Source organism: Streptomyces sp. NPDC006012 (assembly GCF_042871185.1).
Lineage (GTDB): Bacteria > Actinomycetota > Actinomycetes > Streptomycetales > Streptomycetaceae > Streptomyces.
In genome coordinates, this window is sequence record NZ_JBIAIE010000021.1 from 93,663 (window position 1) to 115,732 (window position 22,070).

Here is a 22,070-nt window from a genome sequence, read left to right on the forward strand (position 1 = left end):
GACCTACTTTCCCTCTTCCTCTTGGCTGGTCCAACCAACGATCTCGTGCCAGAAATCCTTCGGCTCATCCGCCTTCCCGATGAGCTTCATGAACGCCTCCTGAAATCCTTGCCCCTGCGCCTCCACGTGGACGGAGCCGTCGAGGCTCAGTTCACCCTGGCTCTTGGCCAGACCCTTGATCTCGTCGGACACGGAGCGGTCGGTCAAGGTCCGCGTCATCACCATGAACTTGGCGAAGTGCCGCATCTCGGTTGCCGCGAGGAACAGGCGGTCGTCCCCGACTCCGAACTTCCCGACCACGCGATCCATCGAGTCCGAGATCTCCTTCCGCAGATACTCGGAGATTCCGGACATCTCACATGTGCGATCGAGATAATCCCGGAAGGACCTCAACGACACCGATTTGTACACCGGGTGCCGATCCCCCACCTGATCCGACAGGTCAGGACGGAAGTGAATATTATCGATCTTCCCGAATCCGTACGCTTTCATCAGTTCTTCGAATTGCGGCTTCTTCAGGCCGTGCCGCTTAAACAGAAAGTCTCCGAGAGATGCGGGATCCTTCTTGGCAAGCACCAGAAGCAAGGGAAGGGAATTGTCTATCGTCAGATGATCGCCCGGCTTCCGGACGCCGGGAACCGTGGGTTCCTTGTCGAACGAGCGGTGCGCGAAGTCGTACAGGGACAGGTCGAACTGCATCACTGTCCCCGCCACGGAGTCCCGGTCCTCGGCTTCCTCCCGCACGGTCTTCAGAACGCCGGAAGCGATGAGCCGCTTCCCGAACTGCATCCCTCTGAATCCCTCTTTCGACCCCTCCGGCGACGCGGCGTGGAGGAACCGCTCAAGCGCCTTGTCCACGCTCGTCCTGCTCGTCTCATTTGGTTTCGTGAGACGCTTCAGGCTGACCAGAAGCTTGATGTGGATGATCGACGTTCCGTCGTCCTTTTCGCTGCGGCCGGCGATTGCAGGTATCCCGTCGAACGCCACAGATATCTCGGTGTTCTTCGATTCCTTTTCCGCTTCCGCCCCCGTCCCGAACGACGTCGCTCCGGACACCGCGGTGCTGTCCAGCAGGACATCCGGATCGTCATCCGTCACCTCACGCCGAACCGGCGGGTCCGCATTCTGGTCGAGGGCGGCAAGGCTTCCGGCGAGCGCGTTGAAGATGGCGTCCTCCGTCACGGTCGTGAAGTCGCCCGAGAGCGTCGCGCCGCCCGAGCGGCTGCCCGCGAACAGCGCGCGCAGGTACGCGACGGGGATCGCGGAACGGTCCTCGTGATTCCCGGACGCATCCGTGTGCTCCATGAGGACGTCCGCCCGGGAGGCCCGAACCTCGGCCACGCCGTGCGCGAGCGCCGTCTTCTCCGCGGGAGAGAGCGGCTTGCCCTTGGCGTCGGCTGCCCGGCAGACGATCAGGTGGACACGGACGTCCTTGCGGCCCCGGCTCCGGAGCATCCGGGAAATGCCGTCGGCGAGGTGCGCCCCGTCGCCCATCTGGTGGCCGTGGCCGATGACATGGAGGGTGCCGCCGTCCTTCAGGTTCCCCAAGGCCGGTACCAGGTTCTCGGAGGCCAGCAGTCCGCGCAGATAGCCCGCCTCCCTGCTCGTCCCGCCGTCCCGGAGCATCAGGATCTCGTCCTTCTCCGGGTCGATGTCGAGGTTGACGCGGGGCGGAGTCGCTGCGCCTCCCTCGGGCCGGTGGCTCAGCGCCGGGTGCTCAGGCCACACACTCCAGGGCATGTCCCCTGCCGTCATGTCCCGGACCAGCGCGGCCAGATCCTCGGCGGTGGGGTGATCCATGGTGCGCAGGGCGTAGCTGTGCAGCAGTTCGGCTGCCTCGTCCGGGTCGGTGGTGTGCTGGAGGAGATCGCCGATGCTCGCCGACTCCTCGGGGCTCAGGCCCAGTTGGTCCGCGAGGCCCAGTGGATCCGAGAGGTGTGCGAGGCCCAGTGGAGCCGAAAGGTCTGTGAGGTCCGGGCCGTCCGAGAGGTCCATATGGTGCGCGGAGCGGTTCTCGGAGGGGCCGGGCCCGCCGTCGAAGCCATCGGAGGCAGCCCCGGTGCCGGACTGTTCCAAAGCGCCGTCGTCGTCTTCCGCGGGCAGCACCAGGACATCAGCGTGGCGGTGGGCGTAGAGGGTCCGGGCACGCAGGACGAGGAGGCTGCCACGGTCCCGGGCCAGGTCGCGGAACCGGACGGCTGCTTCGCGCCTGGCGGTCTCCAGATTCCTCTCGGCCGTCGTGACGTGGCGGACGGCGTCTTCCATCGCGGCTTCGGCCTTCTCCAGCTTGTGCTCGGCGGCCTTGAGCTTGCCCAGGGCCGCCTTCACGAGCGGGTCCTCCGTTGAGGACTGCTTCGCCCGCTCCATTGCCTCGGTCGCGGCCGCCCGCGCCTCACGCGCCTTCGCGTCGGCGGTTTCCACCAGCTTGGATTTCTGCCGCTTCTCCAGCGCCGAGTTCGCCTCGCCGACCGCCCGCTCAGCCGCTCTGAGCCGGGTTTCCAACTCCGTGACCGCCCGGCCGAGTTCCTCCGGAATGCCGGACGCGGGATCACCGTGGCGCAGGTAGGCGTCGATGTTGTGGAGGTCGGAGACCGTGAAGCCCCGGGGAGCGGACTTCCGGACCTTGGGATTCCCCGGATTCACCAGCGGATGCTTGTCCGCCCTCGTCGTCTCGTCCTGATGCCACGCGGCATGCTTCTGCACGCCCTTCTGCTCGTCCAGCGACAGCGACTTCTGGTAGGCGCCCGAGCGGGTCGGGGGACTCGCGACGACGATCCGCTCGTAGCCGGGAGCCTGACCGCCCTCCGCGGTCCGCCGGCGCCCGTCCTCGTCGACGCGGACCGAGTGCCACGCCTCCATGCGGGCCCCGCCGATGACGCTGTCCGGCTCCTCCAGGTAGCGGACCGTGAATCCGAGCAGCGCCATGGCCTCCAGGTTTCCGCTGCGGAAGCCGAGGTGGCGGGTGGTGAAACTGCGGTGGAGATAGTCGTAGAGCCGGAACTGCCCGGTGCGGCTGTCGCCTCCCCATGACGCCACCTCGGCGGGCTTGCTCCAGAACTCCGTGAGATCGACGACCTTGGCCCGGAAGCCCTCGGGACGGGGCAGGGGCGCACCCCCGACGATGCCCTCGTTGAAGTAACGGGCGATCTGCGCGTACTTGTCCGGGAAGCCCTGCCGGCTCTCGCGTTTGTCACCGACGACGAGGATCGCGTCGAGGGCGCCGAGACCGGCGATGAGCTGGGCCATGCCGATGTGGCTGGTGTCGTGTTCGATGTGCACCTCGCCCTTCTTGCCGCTGAACCGCGACCACAGCACGGCCACCCGGGGCTGCTCGCCGGCGTGGCCGAGCGGAGGGAACCCCTTGGTCGCGAGCCATTGGGCGAGGTGGGCGTCGCGCTCTGCGTCCGGGCCCAGGCCCCAGTTGTCGCGGAGCTTGTCGCGCAGGCTCCCCTTGTACTGCCGCGCGACGCGGTTCGTGGCGTCCGAAACGCTCGGCAGTCCCTTCTTCGCTTTCCGCCCGGTCCACGCCTCGGCCTTCGTCTCGGCTTCGTCCTGGTCGAGCACCTCGTACCGCCCGGCGAGACCGGACTCGGCGTAGAAGTCGGCGATCTTCTTCGCGGCCTTCACGGCCTTCTTCGCCGCTTCCTTCGCGGCTTCCTCCGCGGCTTCCTTGCCGGCCGCCGCGGCCTTCTTCGCTGCCTCCTCCGCGGCCTTCTTCTCGCCGGTGATGATAAGCACCTTCAGGTTCGGGTCCGCCAGCAGCGCCGCGGCGACGCCGAACTGGTCGCCCGAGGCGTAACCGGGCTGGCTCAGGACGCTTTTCCCGGTGGCGGTGGACGACTGCCCGCCCTTGTTGCCGCTCCCGGACCCGTTCGGCGCGGCGCCGGCATTTCCTTTCTTTCCACTCTTTCCGTTCTTTCCGTTCTTTCCGAACGACGTGACCTGCCGTTCGCGGTCGACGGACGGGAACGGTCGCTGCGGCACCGGCCGTTGAGCGTGGTCGGGCGTGTCGCTGTCCCGGAGCTGTTCCTCGGCCTGCGCCGACAGGTTCATGCCGTCCCCGAGTCCGGCCTCCGCGTTCGGCTCGCTCTGCCGCCACAGCGCGATCGCGCCGCGCAGCTCGTCCGACGGCAGGTCCCTCAGGTCGGTCGGGTGGACGCCAGCCCAACGCGAGAACTCCGCCAGTTGCCCGGCCGCGCCGAGCGGCCCGGCGACGCCGTCGAACCAGCCGTGCATCCACACCGCGGCCGGCCAGCCGGACGGCTCGGTGACGAAGTCGTCCAGTCCGGCGTCGTGGCCGTGCAGGATCTCCGCGAGCCGGCGCCACTCGTGGTGAGCGATGCCCAGGTCGCCGGCGCGTCGCAGCAGCGCGGGCAGCCGCCCCGGGGAGAGGCCGAGTTCTTCGGCCTGGGCCTCAAGCCGCTCCCAGGCGGAGGCGAGGTCGAAGGACGCGTGCAGGACGTCGGCGACGGCCGCGACATGGTGGGGCTCCAAGCCGAGTTGATCGCCGAATTCCTGCTCCATCTCACGGTTGCGGCGCTCCCGCCGGTCGCGGGCATCGACGACGGTGTCCCTGAACCGGACGAGATCCTGCGGGTTGTAGCCGAGGGCGTCCAGCCGGACCCGGATCGCGCGGGCCGCAGCGGGCATGTCGCGCCCGTCCAGGAGCAGTTCGCGGACGGTCCGGCCGTCGGCGATGTCCAGACCGGGAACGCTGCACAGCAACCCGGGCCGGATGCCGAGGTGATCAGCGAGTTCGAGGACGGTGACGGGTTCGACGAACTCGTCGGCATCGCTCAGCTCGGCGGCGGCGCGGTCGGCCGTCCGGTACCGCGCGGTCAGCCGCGCCGTCGGTGAGCGGTCGCCGCGCGCCCGTCCGGGGCCGTCCAGATAGACGGCGGCGTGGTCGGGGCGCATGCCCATGCGGTGGGCGAGGACGGCGAGCGGCCTCGGGTCCGAGCCGTCGGGAAGCTGTGCGTGCGGGCCGTCCAGACCGAGCCGCCACAGGGCCAGCCGGCGGGTCAGCTCAGGGAACGGCAGGTCGAAGGCATCGTCCCGGTTCCGGTGGCCCGACCATGCGGCGAAGGCGTCCCGTCCCCCGGTGGCGCCCGGGACCGCGCCGATCGCGTGGGCCAAGTCGTCGAAGCGGCTGCGCCACAGGCTCTCGGCCTGCTCCTCGGGGGTGAGCTCCGGCCGGTCGAACAGTGTGAGGTCCGTGACCAGAGCTGGGTCCGTGAGCAGCGCCGCGTCCATCAGCTGCGCCAGGCGGCGCGGGTGGACGCCGAGGGCGAGGGCCCGCTGCGCGATCGCGTCCGGGACGGGCCGGGGTGTGCCCGGCTGCCAGGCGGCGGCGTGTTCCCGGGCGGCGTCGCCCTTCGGCCCGGAGGCGAACAGGTCGGCCGTCGTGTGTCCGGCGCCGCGCAGACGGGCGGCGAGATCCCACCAGTGCTCGACGCCCACCCCGGTCCCGGTCCCGGTCTCCAGGCCGCTCATCAGGGCGGTCAGGTCGGCCGCGGACACACCGCTGCCGAGGGCGGCAGCAAGGTGCCCCAGTTCCGCGGCGACCGCGTGGGGATCGCCGAGGCCGCGCAGGAGCGCCGCCGCGCTCACCGCCTCGTGGTGATCGAGCCTCAGCTCCTCGGCGAGGGCGAACAGCTGCGCGGGGTGGACGCCGTGGTCGGCCGCTACCTGCGCAAGCCGCCCAGTGGGCTGCCAGAGCGGCCGGGGCGCGCGGGAGCCGTCGTCCGCCTGGAGCTGGTAGTCGGCGATCTTCCACGTACCGTCGCCGCTCCGCTCGTACCGGACCTCCAGGCGGACGTCCGGCTCGGGGAACGCCTCCAGGACCACAAAGTCCGGGCCGGACGCGCCGGGGACCGGGCGGGCGGTGCGGGAATGTTGCAGGGCGGCCAGCCGGAGCCGGTTGTTCGTCCAGGTCCCGCGCAATGGTCCGGGGATCGTCCGGTGGCGGCCCGCGTCCTCGGTGAAGTAACGGTCGGTGGCCCCGATGAGGTCCTGTTCACTGCGGTCGCGGTCGGCGTGGGGCGCGAGTTCCGGTGCGGTGTGGAGCTGGACGAGGGCGGCGGCGCCGGGTTCGTGCACCAGTGCGTTGGCCCCTTGGAGATCGAGGACCGCAGAGGTGAGGGCACGCCAGGTGGCGTTGTCCGGGACGCCCTCGGGTGGTTGCCACGCGCCGGGGTCGAGGCTCCGCGGCGCGGTGAGGAACGCCTCGCCGAGGTCGGCGTCAAGGAGCGTGGCCAGGTCGTTCGCGCCCCCGGTCATGGCCCGGTCCACCAGCGCGGCGTCGGCCCCGTCGGCCAGGCCGTCGAACTCGACCTCCACATGGTGGTCCGTCGAACCGAGCCCGGCGACGTGGCTCGCGGCCAGCGCGGTGCTCCGCACCATCTCGGCAAGGCCGCCGGTGTCCTGGTCGCCCGGCAGATGCAGTACGCGGACCAGCGAGGTGGTCTGGCTGCCGTCGCGGTGGAGCACCCGGGTCATCCGGTAGTGGGCGCCGCCGCCGGTGTGGAACTCGATGCCGCGCGCCTCGGCCAGCACATCGGCCGCGCCCGGGCCGCCCGGCTGGTGCCAGGACGGGCGCACCCACTGGTGTTCACCGTCGAGGACCTGGCCGTGCATCGGCACCCCGTTCACCGTGGAGTGCCAGATGTGCCCGCCCGTGGGCAGGAGCACGAAGTGCCCGGTTCTCAGGGCGCCCTCGTGGGCGGCCTCGATGACGATGTCCAGCAGCCCGCCGCTCCAGTCCTCCGGGAACAGGGTGTTGAGGCCGGTGACGCCGTCGAGGACGCTGACCGCCGGTCCCGGGGACGTCAGGTCGGTGTGGACCCGGGGACCGGCCGACGGGCCCAGGGCGAGGGCGAAGGCAGCGACTCGTCGGGTGCCGTTGCCGAACCGGGCGCCGTGGAACGGCTGGTGGCGCACGCCCGGATCGTCGGTCTGCACATGGCCACCGATGCCTTGCGCCCGGTCACCGAGCGCGAGGAAGTCCCACAGTCGGAGGGTGGCGAGCGGGGCGCCGCCCTGGGCGAAGTGCGTCGGCTGTGGCTCGTCGGCCGGGTCGGCGAACAGGGCCGGGGCAAGGTCGCCCTGGCGGGGCGACGGCTCGAAGTCGGTGATGGTGCCGTCGGCCAGGGCGTGCCCGCGGATCCGGACGCCCTGGTGAACGCCCTCGAACGCGCCCTCCTCGACCCGGCCGAGCCGTCGCTGCTCGCGGTGGACGTGCACCGCCGCGGCGGCGGCCTCGTCGAGCGACCAGTGCTCGGGGAACATCATCACCGGCTCGGTGGCGGCGCCGCTCAGCGGGACACCGCCCGTACGGGCAGCGATCGGATAGGTGCCGTTCGGATGGACGGCGCCCACCGGCCGGGGCCGGACGCGGCCCGAGGTGCCGGTGGGGGCGAGCCGCCCGGGCGTGCCGGTGCGCGGGTTGCCGCGCAGCACCCGCTCGGCCACCTCACGCGGCAGACGCGACGGCACCCGGTCGTGCGGGCCCGGCGAGTGGCCCGCCCGCCGCCACGCGCTGTCGACGGCCGCACCGAGCAGCGCCAGATCACGGGGCATCAGCCGCTGGTTGGCCAGCCAGGTGCCGCCGCGCTGCAGCGGCCCGATGTCGGGCTGCCCGTGCCGGTCGCCGATGACCGGTCCCGCCATGAGAGCGCGATCGGTGTAGACGGGGCGCAGCATGTTCGCGTGCTCGCGGTAGTAGTCCCGCAGGCCGAGCAGATGGGTCAGCTCGTGCGCGAGGACGGAGAGGTGGCCGCCGGGCAACCGCCAGTCCCGCGCCTCCATGCGGCCGGCGGGGTCGAGGGACAGGTCGACGAGATGGACGCCGTCGCGCGGGCTGTCGAGATAGCCGTTCGGCAACCGCTCGACGGGAACGTCGGCATCGGTGAACTCCACCGCGACGTGGAGCAGGTCACCGTTCGGGAGCCGATAGCGGGGGGCGTTGAGGTAGGTGTCGACGGAGGTCGCCGCGAGGCGCCGGGCGGCCTGCGCGAGGTGGTCGGCGCCGGGCCCGTGGACCAGCTTGACGGAGAGGGTGAGCTCGGCGCGGACGGTGCCGTCGGGGAGGAGGACGCGGCGCGCGCGGAAGGCGCGCTTCGCGACCGGCCCGATGTGTCCGAGGGCCGCCTTCGCAGCGTCGGTCGGGGGGTGGATGTCGACGGTGCCCAGGACCTGGTGCCCGTCGGCGGTGTCGTTGGCACGCCAGTTCCGGACGTGGTCGGCGGCGGCTTCTGGCGGTAGCCCCCGCCAGGCGCGGACTGCGGAGTGCGGGGTGTCGCCGAGTGTGTCGCGGTGTACGAGGTAGTGGGCGAAGGCGTCCAACTGCTCGGTCCCGATGGGGGCGGCGGAGACAGCGGAACCGACGGCACCGACGGGCTCGCCGGTGCCGTACGTCGCGGCCAGCAGCGGCAGATCGGCCGTGGTGAAGCCACGGTGTGCGAGGTCGACGCGGAACGCTGCGGTCGCCGCGCCGATCGCGTCGGAGGCGGCGGTGTGCCTGGCCAGGTGGTACCCGAGGAGCCGGGCGAACGGCCGCAGGGAGGCGGCGTCGACGCCCAGGGCCGCGGTGAGTGCGCGGACGTCGCCGAGGCTGTTGGCGGGGCCGAGAGCGGTGGTGAGGGCGACGGCGTGCGGCAGGTCCCCGTCGGCGAGGAGCTGTGCGGCGTCGCGGCCGAATTGCTCGGGGGCGGACCCGCCCGCGGTGTCGGCAGCACGGGCGATGCGGGCAAGTGCCCCGGCGGCCACACCGTCGGGAAGGTCGCCGAGACGGTGTGCGGTGTCGAGGTACCAACGGGCGACCGCGTCGTGCAGTTGCTCGTCGGTGGTGCGGCCCAGGTGGGCGGGGCCACCGTGGCCGGCGTGCCAGGCACGGAAGTCGGCGAGGGCCACGGCATGGTCGGTGCCGGGGGCGGGCGCGGGGAGCAGTTCGTCGGCGGTCTGCGTGAAGCGGGCGGTGTCCTGCCGGTTCCGGAGCCGGGCGAGGGCGTCCGGGTGGGCGTCGAACCAGTCGGCGGCGGAATCCGACGGCGTGCGGTCGCCGAGTTCGGCGAGGAGGCCGGCCGCGTCGTACAAGCCGTGGACGCGGAGCAGCCGTTCCAGCCGGACGGGGGGTATGCCGAACCGGTCTGCGGCGTCGCGGGTGGCCTCGGACGGCTCCGGGGTGGGGGTGGCGAGCCACTGCACCACGGCATCGCGTATGCGGCCGCGGTCGCCGGCGGCGGCCAGTTCGGCGAGCGAGGAGCCCTGGTGGAGCAGGTGGTTGTCGAGGCTCTCCCAGTGGGGCCGGGCGACGCCGAGTTCGGTCAGGTGCGAGTCGAGGGCGGCAAGCTCCGTCGTCGTCAGATTCAACCGGCCACCCAGCCCGGCGAGTTCGCCGTCGGCCGGGACTGCGGGGAGCGGCGGCTCCTCGGTCGCGAGCGGCGGCAGCGCTTGGGCGTCGGGGGTCTGGGGCACGTTGAGCGCCTCGAAGATGCTCCGGGAGACCGTCGGGCCGTTCACCGGGGGCGGGGTCAGGGGCTGGGGCGTGAGCGGGCTCGGGGTCGAGGTCAGGGTCGGGGACTCTTCCGACGGGTCTAGCCCGTTGGCCGGGTCGTTCGACGTCGACGCCGACGTCGCCTCCTGCTCCTGCTCCTGCTCCTGCTCCTGCTCCTGCTCCTGCTCCTGCTCCTGCTCCTGCTCCTGCGGCAGCTCACCACCCTGGTCGACGTACCGGTACGTACCGTCCTTCAGGTGCAGCAGAACTCCGCGCTCCCGGTCCCCCGCCCCCGCCTCACCGCCGTCCGGCAGGAACGTGTGCAGGTACCTGCCGTGCGCCACGGTCACCGGCACCCGCCACAGCGCTGCGGCCAGAGCCGGATAGAGATCGGTCGTGCCGTGGTCGGTGAGCGTTTCGCGGTCGCCGTTCCGGCCCGCGGAGATCGCGGCGAGCCTGGCCCGCTGGACCTCCGTCAGCGCCTGCTTCATCGGCGGGACGGCGCCACGGTCCTGGAACTCCCGCCTGGCCTTGGGCGCCTGGTCGAGGAGGTGGTTCAGGTCCGCGGCGCTGATGTCGCCGGTGCCGAACCCGTCCGCCAGATCGGGCGGCGCCAGCTTCGCCAGCTCCACGAAGTAACGGGACACCCTGAGCAGGTCGGGCCCGAGCCGACCCTCATCCGCGCCGGACAGCAGCTCACCGGCCCGGCGCAACCCGTCCACCAGCTTCTGGCGCAGCTCCCGGCCCTGCGATCCGTCGGGGTCGCCGCCCCGTTCGAGTCCTTTCCCGAGGGCGTTGAAGAACCCTTGCCCGTCATTCCTGACCTCGACCAGCGGGTACGTCCGCCCGTCGATCGTGATCGCGTCAGGGTTTCCGTGGGTGTCCGCCATCTCCGTGAACTCGGGCTGCCGGTCCACCGCTTCCGGCCTGTCGTGGTCGTGGCGGACCCGCTCGTCGAACGTCGGCGCCACGGCGGCGGTTGCGCCCGGGTCGGCACGGAACATGGGGTCAGTGATGCGACGGATACGGAGGTACTCGTCGCGGGCGGCGTGCACCTTGACCGCCAGTTCGTCGAGCCTGGCGACGGCCTCCTTGCGACACTCTTCGTATTCTTTTTCCTTCTCGTCGCTGTCGCGATCGTTCCCGGCCAGCCTCTCGGCGTACCTCCCGCGTTCCTCCCAGTACTTCTTGTCGTTGTCCTCCCATGCCTTCTCGGCATCGGTCACCGCCTTCGCAGCCTTGCTCTGCTCGGTGTTGAGCTGCGCCAGCCCCAGTTCCCTCACCTTCTGGTCGCTCATCCAGACCAGAACCGTCGCCTCCGTCGTCCCGGACTGCAGGGCGACCGGGTCCGTGAACGGGCGGGCGACGGCGCTGTCCAGGATGTGGCGGTTCGCTGTGGCGGCGAGACGGAAGGTGGCGGGGACGGCGACGAGATGGCCGTATCCGGCGGGCGGCTTGAGGTTGAGCCGGGTCTGTTCGGCCTGTCCGAGGCGGTGTGTCTCCCCCGTGCCGCCGCCGAGCGTGGCGCTCGGGACGCCGGGCGCGGCGGTGAGGTTGTCCTTGACGGCCAGGGTGCCGGCGCCGCCGGGGCCGGCGTTCACCGTCTCGCCCGTCCCGCCGGACATCTCACCCCCCTGGCCGCCACCGGTCAGGTCGTCGAGTTTCGCCTGGCCGCTGACGGTGATGCGGCGGGCCCTGGAGAAGTCGAGGTGCGCGGCGAGGGCGAGCGTGGCGTCGACGCCGCCGACGATGCTGTTGTCGGGGAGGGTGAGGGTGTGGAGGCCGTTCTGGGCGGCGCCGGAGGTGAGGGCGGCGGTGAGGGAGATGTCGTTGAGAGCGTTGTCGAGCGTGTCCGCGCCCGCGCTCCCGTCCTTCACGAGGCTGCTCGCGTTCGCCGCGCTGTTCACCAGGCGGGGGAGGTCGTCGCCCGTGTAGCCGTGTTCCGGGGGAATGTTGCGGTCGTTGCGGTGAGCGCGGGAGACCAGCACCTTGGCGAGGCCCTGCACGATGTCCGCGCCGATGACCTCGTGGAAGTGGAGACCGCCGTCGCCCTTGCGGGCCGCGGCCTCGTTCCGCTCGGTGGTCACCGTGAGCAGGGCTGTGAGGTCCTTGCCGACCGCGGGCCGGGCGATCGTCATCGCCGGGGTGGGGCGCAGCCTCTGGGGCGCCGTCGGGGCAGGCGGGGCCGAACCCTGCGGCTCCGTCGATGGTCCGCTGTCCGCGTCCGGCTCCAGCAGCAGATAGGACTCCGTGGTGGTGGCGGTGGCCTCCCAGCCGGCCGGTTCGATGACGTTGCTGCCGTCGGGATAGGTGACCGTGACGGTGGTCCGCCACTTCGCCGTGATCACCGCCTTCGGTCCGGGAAGCGTGGTCACCTGAGTGGCGACCCCGGATGCGGAGTCGGCCGCGGCCACGGTGTCACTGAAGCCGGGTCCGACGGCCCCGGTCGGCCCGGCGGACCCGCCCGGGACGCGCACCTGTTCGCCGCCGCTGGCGCTGTGCGCGGCGGAACCCGCCGTGGAGACGGAGATCTCCACCGACGTGCTGCGGCTCGCCCCGTACTCGTGGTCGCCGAACAGCGTGTCGGTGATCTCCAGTTGCTCGTTCCCCGGTTCCCCGTTCTCCGATTCCCCGGTGCGTTCATGACGGACGGTGATCTTCACGTCCTGGCCGAGCGCATTCAGGATCTTGACGTGGGTCAGCGCGGCAGTGCGGCCGTGCGAGACGACCGTGCCCCCGGCCTGGATGGTGGAGCGGGTCGTCCGCGCGGAGACCATGGCCGCGATGGAGTGCCGGGTCTGTTCGGCGATCCCCGCCCGGTCCAGGGATTCCCCGAGCTGCTTCAGTGCGGCGGCGTCCTGCGGCGCGTGGTGCACGAAGGTCCCGCGGGTGGAGCCCGCGAGGTCGTCGCGGCGGCGCCAGCCCGCCCCGGGTCCGGGGCGGCCGTCGGGCACCGTCCTGTGCTCGTCGAGCACCGCCTTGGGGAGGTCGTCGAGCAGGCCGGACCTGATCGCGTCCCGTTCCCGGATCACCCCGACCCAGCCGCCCGGTTTCCGCATGACCCGCGCGGCGGACTCGCGGCTCCCCGTGAACCAGCCGAGTGGGCGGCCGAAGATGCCCAGCGGCTTGTGGCGGGCGCCGATCCGGTAGTCGGCGTCGCCCACGACCAGCACCCATCGGTCGTTGCCCAGCACCTGGTTGAGGTCGCGGGTGGCCGTGACCGAGGAGCCCTTGGTACGCGACCAGAACTTCTGGAACAGGGTGCTGGCCACCCCGCCCTGGCCCGTGAACGTCGCGTCACCGACCGATTCCAGCCCGGCGAACATCCCGGTGGTGCCGATCGTGACACCGCTCGCCCGTCCCCACGACCAGCCGAACGCCTGCTCCAGCGCGGTGTTCGTCTCGGGCGACGCGGTGAACGGCTTGCCCACCACCGTCATGTTGTGGCGGATCCCGGTGACGGAGAGCGACTCGTCGCCGGCGAAGAAGGCGCCCTTGTCGTGGAGGTTGGCCAGGGTGTGGCCGCCGGGCGAGAACACCTGGTCGGAGAGGGCGGTGAGGGAGTGCTGCCCGAAGTACCGGCGGATCCGCTCGGAGAGCGCGGTGCCCGGGTGGGCCGGCCGCCAGGCATCCCCTGAGGTGTGCTGGGCGAGTGTGAGCGCCGACGTGAGGAGTTCCGGGTCCGATCGGGTCGTCAGGGTGACGGCGGCCAGCCCCCGGGAGGAGATCTCGTCCTCGGGGGCCGCCTGTTCGTCCGGGAGCAGCGGGCGGGCCTGCTGGTTTCCGGCGAACCGGTCCCGGTCGCTCTCCGGCAGCGTCCTCGTCCGCGACATGCCGTCCGGCACGTCGAAGGCGAACGCCAGTGGGTGGGAGGCAATGGGGAGGGGTTGGTGCTCGCTCGGGATGCTGTCGCTGTCGCGCTCGCCCGGCATGGGGTGGAGTCCGCCGAGCCGCGCCCGCTCGTGCAGCCACCGCACCACGGGGAACCGCGCCTCGCTTCCGTACCTGGCCAGGGCCCGCCATCCGCCGAGCGTCAGGGCCTGGACGACGGGCTGGGGGAATGCGGAGCGCTGGAGGCTCAGCTTCAGGGTGCCCGCGAAGTCGTAGCTGTCGACGCCCGGCCCGGGCACGAACAGGTCCTCCACGGTCGAGGTCCCCCCGGACTTCACCTGCCGGGTGGTCTGCCGCCCGCCGCGCCCGCCGATGCCACCGGTGCCGATGCCGAACGGCGTGCCGAACTCGTCCTTCTTGGCCTCGCGGGCGGCGAAGCTCGCCTCGGCGCCGGCCATATAGGAGTGGGTGGTCTGCCGACTGGTGTCGAACCGCTCCCCGCCGCCGTACGCGTTGGTGACCGTGCGGCGGGCGCTGCTCGCGTAGTCCGGGCTGTCGAGGTCGGCCCGGATGATCAGCGCGAAGCCGCGTTCGGTGAAGAACGTGGGGCCGAGCAGTGGCACCCGGATGCCCTCCGGGGCAGCGGCCTGGTGCATGCCGTCCCGCAGTCCCTGCTGGGAGAGGGCCGCCATCACGGCCCGGGTGTTCGCCACGCCGTGGGCGGCCGCGGTACCGAGGCCGAACAGCCGCTTGAACCAGCTGCGCTGCGGGTAGCCGCGCTCCGCGTCGGCCGGGTCGGCGAGCGGCAGACCCGGGGCGGCCTTCTTCAGATCGTCGAGCACCGAGTCGACGAGCTTCTGATCCTGGGTACGAGGGTCGGGGATCTCCGCGTCCGGGTGGGGCGCGGAGACATCCACGTGGATCTCACCCGTCCGGCCAGGACCGAGCATGGTGATCTTGCCGTCGCCCCAGTACACGGGCTTCTCCGGCGGGTTGACGCCGCCCCGCAGCGACTCCTGGTTGTCCCATCCGGCCAGCCGCTGGGCCTCGCTGACCGGCATCCGCACCATGCTGCCGATGGTGAACGTCTCGTGCGTACCGTCCGGCAGATGCACCGTGACCTGCGATTCGCGCAGGACGAGCGCCGTTCGGACGTCCTTCGGTGAGCGCTCGGCGTGCTTGGCGCCGGCAGGACCACCGAGATACGTGGTCCCGCGCGAGGAGTGGCTGTAGGTGAACGTCGCGCCGAGCTGGACACGCGGTGCGGCGAACGCGTCGGCGAAGCCCGTGGGGTCGGTCTGGGCGCCGAGGAACACCGAGGTGTCGAGGGTGTGGTCGCGTTGGACGCTGCTCTCGTTCTTCTGCGTGTACTGGCGGGTGTCGCGCAGCTCGAAGTCGGGCAGGGCGTCGATCACCCAGTGGCGGCCGGGCCGGGGGCGGTCGACGGTGACGGTCCCGGCGAACGCGCCTTTTCGGCTGTGCAACCGCAGCGACGGGACCGGGTCGCGGCTGTCCATCTGGGTGAAGTGCTCGGAGGAGAAGTAGTCGACGACGGCCCGGTAGTTGTCGCTGCCGACCTCGGAGCCTGTGTGCTGGAGCACCCAGTCCGTCACGTCGCGGAAATTGAAGTAGTGCTCGGTGCGCTCGATGACCGCCCGTTCGCCGGACTCGGTCCTGAAGGACGTCGGTACCCGGTCCTTGCGCGGGTCGGGCCGGGTACCGGTGGTGTGGCCCTCGGGTATCCGGACGTCGAGGCCGTGCGGAACGTTGTGCGTGCGGACCACACGTGTGGCCGACGGCTCGGGGGCGGATAGGTCGCGGACCGTCAGCTCGAAGCGGAGGTGGGTGCGGAGGCTGACCGACGCGCCGTGGCTGCGGGTCTCGCGCTGCGCCGACTGCTGGGTGGTGAGGTTGTGGTCCCGTCCGGTGGCCGCCCCGGGCACGGCGGTGATCCGGGCGACAGGTGCCCCGATCGCGCCGAGCCCCATCGACAGCGGGGCCTGGAAGTTGCTGGATTCCGCGTAGGACAGGCCCTCGTTCTGCTGGGAGCGGTGGGCGGTGTCGTACTTGAAGGGGTCCTGGGGGCCGTCGTCGGTGACGATGCTCCAGTTGTCCCGGTCGGGTATCGCTTTGACGATCAGTTCACGGGTGCTGCCGTCCGGGAGTCTGGCGGCGAAACGGCGGCCGTCGCCGAGGAAGGTGTGTGGCTGGTCGGCGAGGGCCGCGACGAGGGCGTCGGGGTCGTCGAGCTCGACTCCGGCCGTCGTGGCCAGGTCGGCGGCGAGGACGGTGGGGGTGGGGCCGCCGAAGCGGACGGCGAGGTGGCCGCCGACGACGCCGCTGAAGGGCATCTCGCCGGGGGCGGCGTAAGCAGCCACGTCCTCCAGAAATCCGGGGACGTGGACGGTCTTCGACGTGCCGTCGGGCTGGGGCACGGTGATGGCCGGCGTGGGGGCCGAGGCCGGGTCGGTGAGGTTCTCGCTGTGCCCGACGTCCGGTTCGCCGTCCGGCAGAGGGAGGGGTTCCGTCGTGCCGTCGGGGTGAGTGAGGGAGAAGACCGGAAGATCGTCGGCGCTGTCCTGGCCGCCGCTGTCGCCCGGGGCCGGGGTGGTGATCTCGTCCGACTCGACGTCGGGGGTGGTCGTGGACGCGGACAGGTTCGCGGTGGCGGTAGGCACCGCGAGCGCCCTGGCGACCTGGCCGGGCGTCAACTGCGAGGGATGCGTCCCGCTGTGGTCGGGCACGTCGTGGTGACTCGTGCTGTCGTCGACGCGCTCGTTCTCGGAGAGGGACGGGGGATCCTCCTGCCAGGTCCCGGAGCCCGACGGCCGGCGCACGGGCTCGGACGTCGACGTGGACACGGGCGTGGACGTAGACGTGGGTGAGGTCGTCGACGAGGACGTGGCCGTCCTGGTGGGCCGCGGTGGCGCGGGCGGCTGGTGCGCCGGCGCGCTCGTGTTGTTCACGGACCCCGTGGGCGCGGTCTTCGTCGTGTTCGTGCCGGGTACGGTCTGCGTCGTCTGCGGCTGCGGCGATCCCGCCGACGACAAGCTGGACGCAGGCGTGCTGGACGTCGTGGACACCTTCGACGGCGCCCCGGCCGCCCCCGGTGCCGATGCCGGCGTCGGGCCCGCCGCCGGCGGCGCCGACGCATTGTTCGGCGTGAGCATCGGCCCGTACTCACCCGGCGGCCTGTCCAGGGTGTCGAGCTTGGAGTCGAGCCCCTTGACGAAGTTGGCGAGCGCCGAGTTTGAGCCGGCCAGGAACGGCTGCACGATCGTGTGCCGCATCGCATGGCTGAACAGGTTCGGTCCCACGCCCGAGACGAACGTCTCCCAGCTCGTGGTGAACTGCCCCTGCGTCATGAGGTTGTACGTGCCCTCGGCCAGGTTCTGCCCGCCGGCCTCGACCAGCGCCTCCGTCCCGTACAGGCCCGCCGCGTAGCCGAACCGGTCCATCCGGCTCAGCGTGTCCTTCATCGCCGAGGAGCTGACGGACGTCGCCACGTCATGGACCACGGAGTGCGAGAGGACGTCCCGCGCTTCCTTGCTGACCGTGTTGCCGACGTCCTCCCGCAGATCCCTGGCGATGTTCTTGGACACGTCCTGCACGGTGACGTCCGTCGCCCAGTGCTTGTTGAGCGAACGCGCCCAGCTCTCCCCCACGTTGCGGGCCGCGTTCCCCTCAAGACCGTCGAAGCCGTGCTTGGCGAAGGCGTTCCCGACCTTCGTGACGAAGCTGTCGTTGATCGTCTTGGTGGCGCCGTCCGTCGCGTCCGCCACCGCCTTCGTGGTGAGTGACTTCGCCAGGTCCCCGTCCGCCCCGCCGAGAATGTCGGCGAGGGCCCTCGCCAGCCCTGCCTTCCCCGCGTCGTTGCCCGCCAGCGTGCCGAGGTGGTCGGCGATCTGGTGGCTGAGCCACTTCGCCGCGTCGCTGCCGAGGATGTTGCCGATCTTCTTCCCGAGCGCGCCGCCGAGTGGGGCGACAATGCCGCTGAACACGCCTTGCAGGGCACCGAACGCGGCCGCGCCCTTCGTCGCGTCCTTGTCCCATTCGTGGCGGTTGCCCTGACCGAACTGGATCAGCTGGATGATGGCGTCCATCGCGACGCCCATGGCGGTGCTGATCGCGGTGTGGATCAGAATGCTCCGGATCAGCGCCCTGATGACTTCCTTGGTGACCAGCTTGACCATCAGCTCGGCCAGCGTGACCAGTGAATGCGCGAACAGGTTGAGGCCCGGGACCCAGGACACCGCGGCCTCGAACGCCATCTCCACCATCAGCTCGATGACCTGGGCGAGGATCATCCACTTCGCGTACTCGGTCTGGTTCGCGGTGTCCCGGGCCAGCTTGGCCAGGCCCTTCGCCTGCTCGCCGCAGGCGGGCAGGATGGGCTGCTCGCCACCGGTCAGGTAACCGGCGTACGAGGCGAACTGCTCGGCGGCCTGTCCGGAGAAGTTCTCCTGGATGTACTTCTCGGCCTCGACGAGGTACGTCTGCAGGTCGTTGAAGTTGCCTTCCAACCCGTCGTAGTGGTCCGCGGCCTCCCGCAGCAGGTCCTCGTTGATCGTCGGCCACTTCTCGCCGGAGAAGATCAGCAGCAGTGTCTGCGCCTCGGGCGAAGGGGTCAGCACGGGCCCCGCCGCAGGGTGGTGCGCCTTCTCACCCGGCCGCCGCCTTCCAGTCCTTGGCGAGCTGGGTGGCCTGCTCCTCGGCCTCGGCGAAGATCTTCTTCACGTCCTGACCGCTCTGGCCGAGGTTGGTGACCAGGGTGTCCAGCATCTTGAGGGTGTCGGTGAGCGGCGGCATGCCCTTGCCGATCTGGTCCTGGTACTGCTTCGAGGAGTCGTCCTTCCCGTCGCCGCCGCCGCGGGTGTTCAGGTCGTTGACGGCGGCGACGTGGTCGTGCGCGCTCGACAGCGCCGTGCCGAGGTTCTCGTAGTGGGCGAACCCCTTCCAGGTGGCGTCGCCGGCCTTCAGTTCGTTGTCGTCACCCATCGCCGTCGCCCCTCCGCTCCTTGGGCGCGGGCCGGTAGCCCTTCGTCATGTCCCTCAGCGGAGCGAGCATGTCCTCGATGGGCGAGCCGGCCAGCATGGACCGACGCATCTCGGCGCCCTTGCCACGCAGCGGTTCGAACGCCGCGCGCGCCGCCTCGGCGCCCTCGGCCTGTGCCCTGCCGATCAGCTCGACGAGGGTCTTGCCGAGCCGGACCGGGTCCATCTGGCGGTAGTCCTCGTTGTGGAACTTGATCTCCTGGACCTCGCCCTGAATGCCGACGGTGACGCTGATCGCGCGGTCCTTGGAGCGCGCGGTGGCCGTCCGCTCGGCCAGCTCGCGCTGCACGTCGGCGAGCTTTCGGGCGTGCTCGCGGACCTGCCGCTGGATGTCGCCCAGCTGTTCCTGGAGGGAGGAGCCCAGGATTGACTCGAACTGCTCCCGCGCGCCGCTCGGGCCCTGCGCCCGGCCGCCGTTGCCCTGATCCGCCATCAGCCGATCACCCCCGTCGACGTGCACTCCGCGGTGCCCCAGGTGTCCTCGTCCTCGTCCAGGTAACTCTTGCGGTCCCGGGACTGGCCCGGCCCCGCTCCGGCCCCGGCTCCCGCCCCGCTGCCGGGCATCATCGGCGTCTGCGACGAGGCGCGCTGCCCGCTCCTGGCGGCTTCCTCCGTGGCAGCGACGCTGGGGTCGTTGGAGGCGGTGCGGACCTTGGACGCGCTCGCCGGGAGCACTTCGCCGGTGAGGGGGTTGCGCTCGGAGACCGAGCCGTCGGCGTTCCTGGTGCGGTACGCCAGGTGGCCGCTGCTGCCGCCCTTCAGCTCCTCCTCGACGCCGGACGAGCGGACCGTCCGGCGGGCCTTCTCCAACGCCTGCTGGTACTGGCGCTGCTGCGCCTCAGCCTGCTTGTCAGCCTCCTGCTGTGCCTTCAACTCCTGTGCGCGCAGGCGCTCCTGTTCCTCGGCCTGCTGCCTGAGGCTGGTGCTCGACTGCTTTCCGGGGTTGAGGCCGCTCCCGGTCACCTTGGTGCCGGGCGGCACCTTGACGGTGCTGCCGTCGGGGTTCGTCAGTACCTTCCCGTTCGGGCCGATGACGGTGCCGTTCGAGGTGACCGTCGAACCGGGTGGGAGGTTGTCGGCGTTGTAGGTCTCGCCGGGTTTCAGGCCACTGCTGTCGACGCCGTTGCCGGTGACGCCGCTGTCCGGGCCGGTGCCGCTCCCCTTCGTGGGGTCGGTGAGACCGGAGGTGTCGATCCCGCCGGGCTGAACGCCGCCCGGCTGGTCCTGGCCGGTGCCCTTCCCGTTGGCGTCGTCACCCGTCGGATCCGCGCCGCCGCCCGGCTGATCGGCGCCGGAACCTTCGGGTCCGTCGGAGTCGGTCGAAGTGTCAGAACCAGGCCCACCGCCCGGACCTGCGGCACCACCGCCGTACGGCGTCAGCCACGGCGGCGCGGTGATGGTGCGGATGTCCTCGTTCGTCTGAAGGTACGCCTGATCGAGCGCGCCCGCGGCCTGCTGCGCCGCCGGGTCCAGCATCGAGCCGACGTGCCCGAGCCAGCCGTTCTTGGCCGTCTCCTGCATCCGGTCCCAGAAGCCCTGGTCCTTGGGGTCGCCCTGGTTCATCTGGTCAATGGCCAGTTGCAGTGCAGCGGTCGGGCCGTCTCCACTCATCAGGGCCGAGTTCAGGTACCCGTAGAACCCCATGGCGGTGATCCCGAACACCGGGCGCAGGACGTTGACCGGCATGGACTCGGGAGTGTTGAGCCAGGCGTCGTGCGCGGCGTGCAGTTGTGTCGTGGTGTTGACGAGCTGGGTGCGCGCGCCGTCGAGCTCAGCCGTCCAGTCGGACGGGATCGTCATCTGCCGCACGACGTCCGTCAGTTCGCCGTAGATGCCGAGGAGCATGTTCTTGAACGATCCGGCAGACGTGCCCTGGAAGTCGGAGTCGGCGACGTCGACGCCGTCGGCCCAGCCCTTGATCTTCTGCGCCCACTGGGCGAGGAACTGCTGGGTGCCGCGCACGGCCATGCCGGCGTCGTCGAAGCTGTGCAGCTTGATCACGTCGCTGCCGCCCTCGGTCAGAGCGGGCTCCAGCCACTGGATCGGCTCGTGGACGAACTTGTAGAGGGGCGTGTCGGCGTCATTGGTGCCGACCAGGCGGCTGAGCCTGATACCCATCCTGAAGTAGTACGTGGTGGTGTTGCCGTTCTTGCTGACGTTCCACGACGCGTCCATCCACAGGTCGTAGTCGGTCGACTTCTCGGTCGCACCGCTGGACCCCCCGAAGTAGAAGTGCGTCTTGTCGAACCAGCTCGCGTAGCTCCCCCCGCTCCCGCCGATCTCCATCCGGCTGGTCGGAGCCGTGTTGGAGTACGTGGCGAGCGCCGTCTCCCAGTTGTACGTTCCGGCCACTGCTCCGGCTTCCCCCCTCGCGCTGTTCTCCTGCTAAGCGGTCTTGCTGCTGCCCGAGCCGCCGCCCGGCGCCGTGCCGCCGAACTGGCCCAACGCCTGGGCCGTGGCCGCGTCGAACGACCCCTTCGAGATGTCCGCCGCGCTGTCCTCGCCGTCCTTCAGCGTCAGATCGACATCGTTGAGTCCCCGCTGAAACGTCACGAAGCCGTCCTTGAACCTGCCGAGCTGCTGCGCGAGCGACGCGCTGAACTGCGCGAACTTGTCGGACAGCACGTAGGCACTGTGCACACCACCGGCTGATCCGGCGTAGATCCGGTCGCGGCCCGGCTCGCTGTACGCCGTCTCCCCGGCATAGCCGCGGAGTGTCTGCACCGCATGGTTGCCCTGGTATTCCTCGATGAACTGCTGGAGCTGAGTGCTCGCGAAGCTCCTCAGGTAGTCCTCGGTGACCTTGTAGGTGCCCGTTCCCTCATCACCCATGTCACTGACTCCTCGTCACAGCACCGGCTGCATGACCGTGGCGCCCCGGCAGTCATGGGCCTGGTGGGTGTCGCTCATGTTCGTGAGGGTCTGGTGGCCCTGGTTGAACGCCGAGTCCATCTGGTTGATCGCGTTGTTGAGCTGGTCCTTGACGAGGCGCCAGGAGTCCCCCGAGTTGCCTTGGGCAGCGTTGTTGAGGGCCTCGACGCCCGCCACCAGTTCCTCCATCGCCTGGCGCATGTTGGCGGTGAGTACCTGCATGTCATGCGTGGCGTCGGCGAGACCATTCCACTGGATCTTGATGTTGCCCGACATCGTGGTTCCCTTCAGCTTGTGGAGCAGTACGTGAGAAGGCGTCAGCTGCCGGTGCCGGTACCGCCGCCGTTCAGGACGTTCACGATGCCGGCTTCGACGCCGGCGGTGTCGAAGCCGGTCTTGGCATGGGTCAGGGCCTCCTCTTCACCCTGGTCCAGGATGTTCTGCTGCTGGTTCAGCTGCTCCCACACGGTGTCGACAGCGGTCATCGCCTTCTGGTAGCCCTCCTGCCACGTGGCGAAGTTCGCCTGGAAGGTACCCGCCGACCCGCCGTCCGTCGCGTAGTTGGCCTGGACGTTCGCCCTGATGGACTCGGCCGCGCCACCTGCCGTCTTCATGAAGCCGTAGTGCGCTTCGAGTGCGTTCACGGCCAACTGTGCGGCCTGTGCGTCCTTGACGAAGTAGTCGGGCACAGCCTGTGCCTCCCTCTGAATCGGGCTATTTCGGGGTCGGTGAAGGAGGGTGCGGCCCAGTCGTCACAGCACCACCAGCAGCCCCACCCGCGCCAGCGACATTATCCGTTCACCGAGTTGTTGTCAGCACC

At 70.7% G+C, this 22,070-nt stretch carries 7 protein-coding genes; all 7 read right to left on the reverse strand.

What is annotated here, in order from left to right; genetic code table 11:
- Positions 1 to 3: 3 nt before the first annotated feature.
- From ACFYPJ_RS29080 to ACFYPJ_RS29110, 7 genes are read right to left on the reverse strand one after another with little or no spacing between them, the layout of a single operon-like run.
- Positions 4 to 17,958 carry a hypothetical protein gene (locus ACFYPJ_RS29080; RefSeq protein ID WP_389023328.1) on the reverse strand — a complete coding sequence of 5,985 codons (17,955 nt, stop codon included), beginning with the start codon at positions 17,956 to 17,958 and terminating at the stop codon, positions 4 to 6.
- Positions 17,959 to 17,986: 28 nt separating this feature from the next.
- Entirely contained in the window at positions 17,987 to 18,322 is a 336-nt protein-coding gene (locus ACFYPJ_RS29085) for a hypothetical protein (RefSeq protein ID WP_389023331.1), read from the reverse strand.
- Positions 18,315 to 18,812 (reverse strand): YbaB/EbfC family nucleoid-associated protein, encoded by a 498-nt coding sequence (locus ACFYPJ_RS29090; RefSeq protein ID WP_389023334.1) that lies wholly within the window; start codon positions 18,810 to 18,812, stop codon positions 18,315 to 18,317. Before ACFYPJ_RS29090 ends, ACFYPJ_RS29085 begins: the two co-directional genes overlap by 8 nt.
- Positions 18,812 to 20,731, reverse strand: coding sequence for a hypothetical protein (locus ACFYPJ_RS29095; protein WP_389023337.1), 1,920 nt, complete (start codon positions 20,729 to 20,731; stop codon positions 18,812 to 18,814). The genes ACFYPJ_RS29090 and ACFYPJ_RS29095 overlap by 1 nt, the downstream gene beginning before the upstream one ends.
- Positions 20,732 to 20,764: 33 nt before the next feature.
- Complete coding sequence (locus ACFYPJ_RS29100) at positions 20,765 to 21,211, reverse strand: hypothetical protein (protein WP_389023340.1); 447 nt, start codon at positions 21,209 to 21,211, stop codon at positions 20,765 to 20,767.
- A 15-nt stretch (positions 21,212 to 21,226) separates the two neighbouring features.
- On the reverse strand, positions 21,227 to 21,526 hold the full coding sequence (locus ACFYPJ_RS29105; protein ID WP_389023343.1) for a hypothetical protein: 300 nt from the start codon (positions 21,524 to 21,526) through the stop codon (positions 21,227 to 21,229).
- 41 nt (positions 21,527 to 21,567) lie between these two features.
- Positions 21,568 to 21,939 (reverse strand): hypothetical protein, encoded by a 372-nt coding sequence (locus ACFYPJ_RS29110; RefSeq protein WP_389023346.1) that lies wholly within the window; start codon positions 21,937 to 21,939, stop codon positions 21,568 to 21,570.
- Between the last annotated feature and the right edge of the window lie 131 nt (positions 21,940 to 22,070).

Coding starts and splice junctions, on each gene's coding strand:
- ACFYPJ_RS29085 (WP_389023331.1), bottom strand. CDS start 18,322: ATGGGTGACGACAACGAACTGAAGGCCGGCGACGCCACCTGGAAGGGG.
- ACFYPJ_RS29090 (WP_389023334.1), bottom strand. CDS start 18,812: ATGGCGGATCAGGGCAACGGCGGCCGGGCGCAGGGCCCGAGCGGCGCG.
- ACFYPJ_RS29105 (WP_389023343.1), bottom strand. CDS start 21,526: ATGTCGGGCAACATCAAGATCCAGTGGAATGGTCTCGCCGACGCCACG.
- ACFYPJ_RS29100 (WP_389023340.1), bottom strand. CDS start 21,211: ATGGGTGATGAGGGAACGGGCACCTACAAGGTCACCGAGGACTACCTG.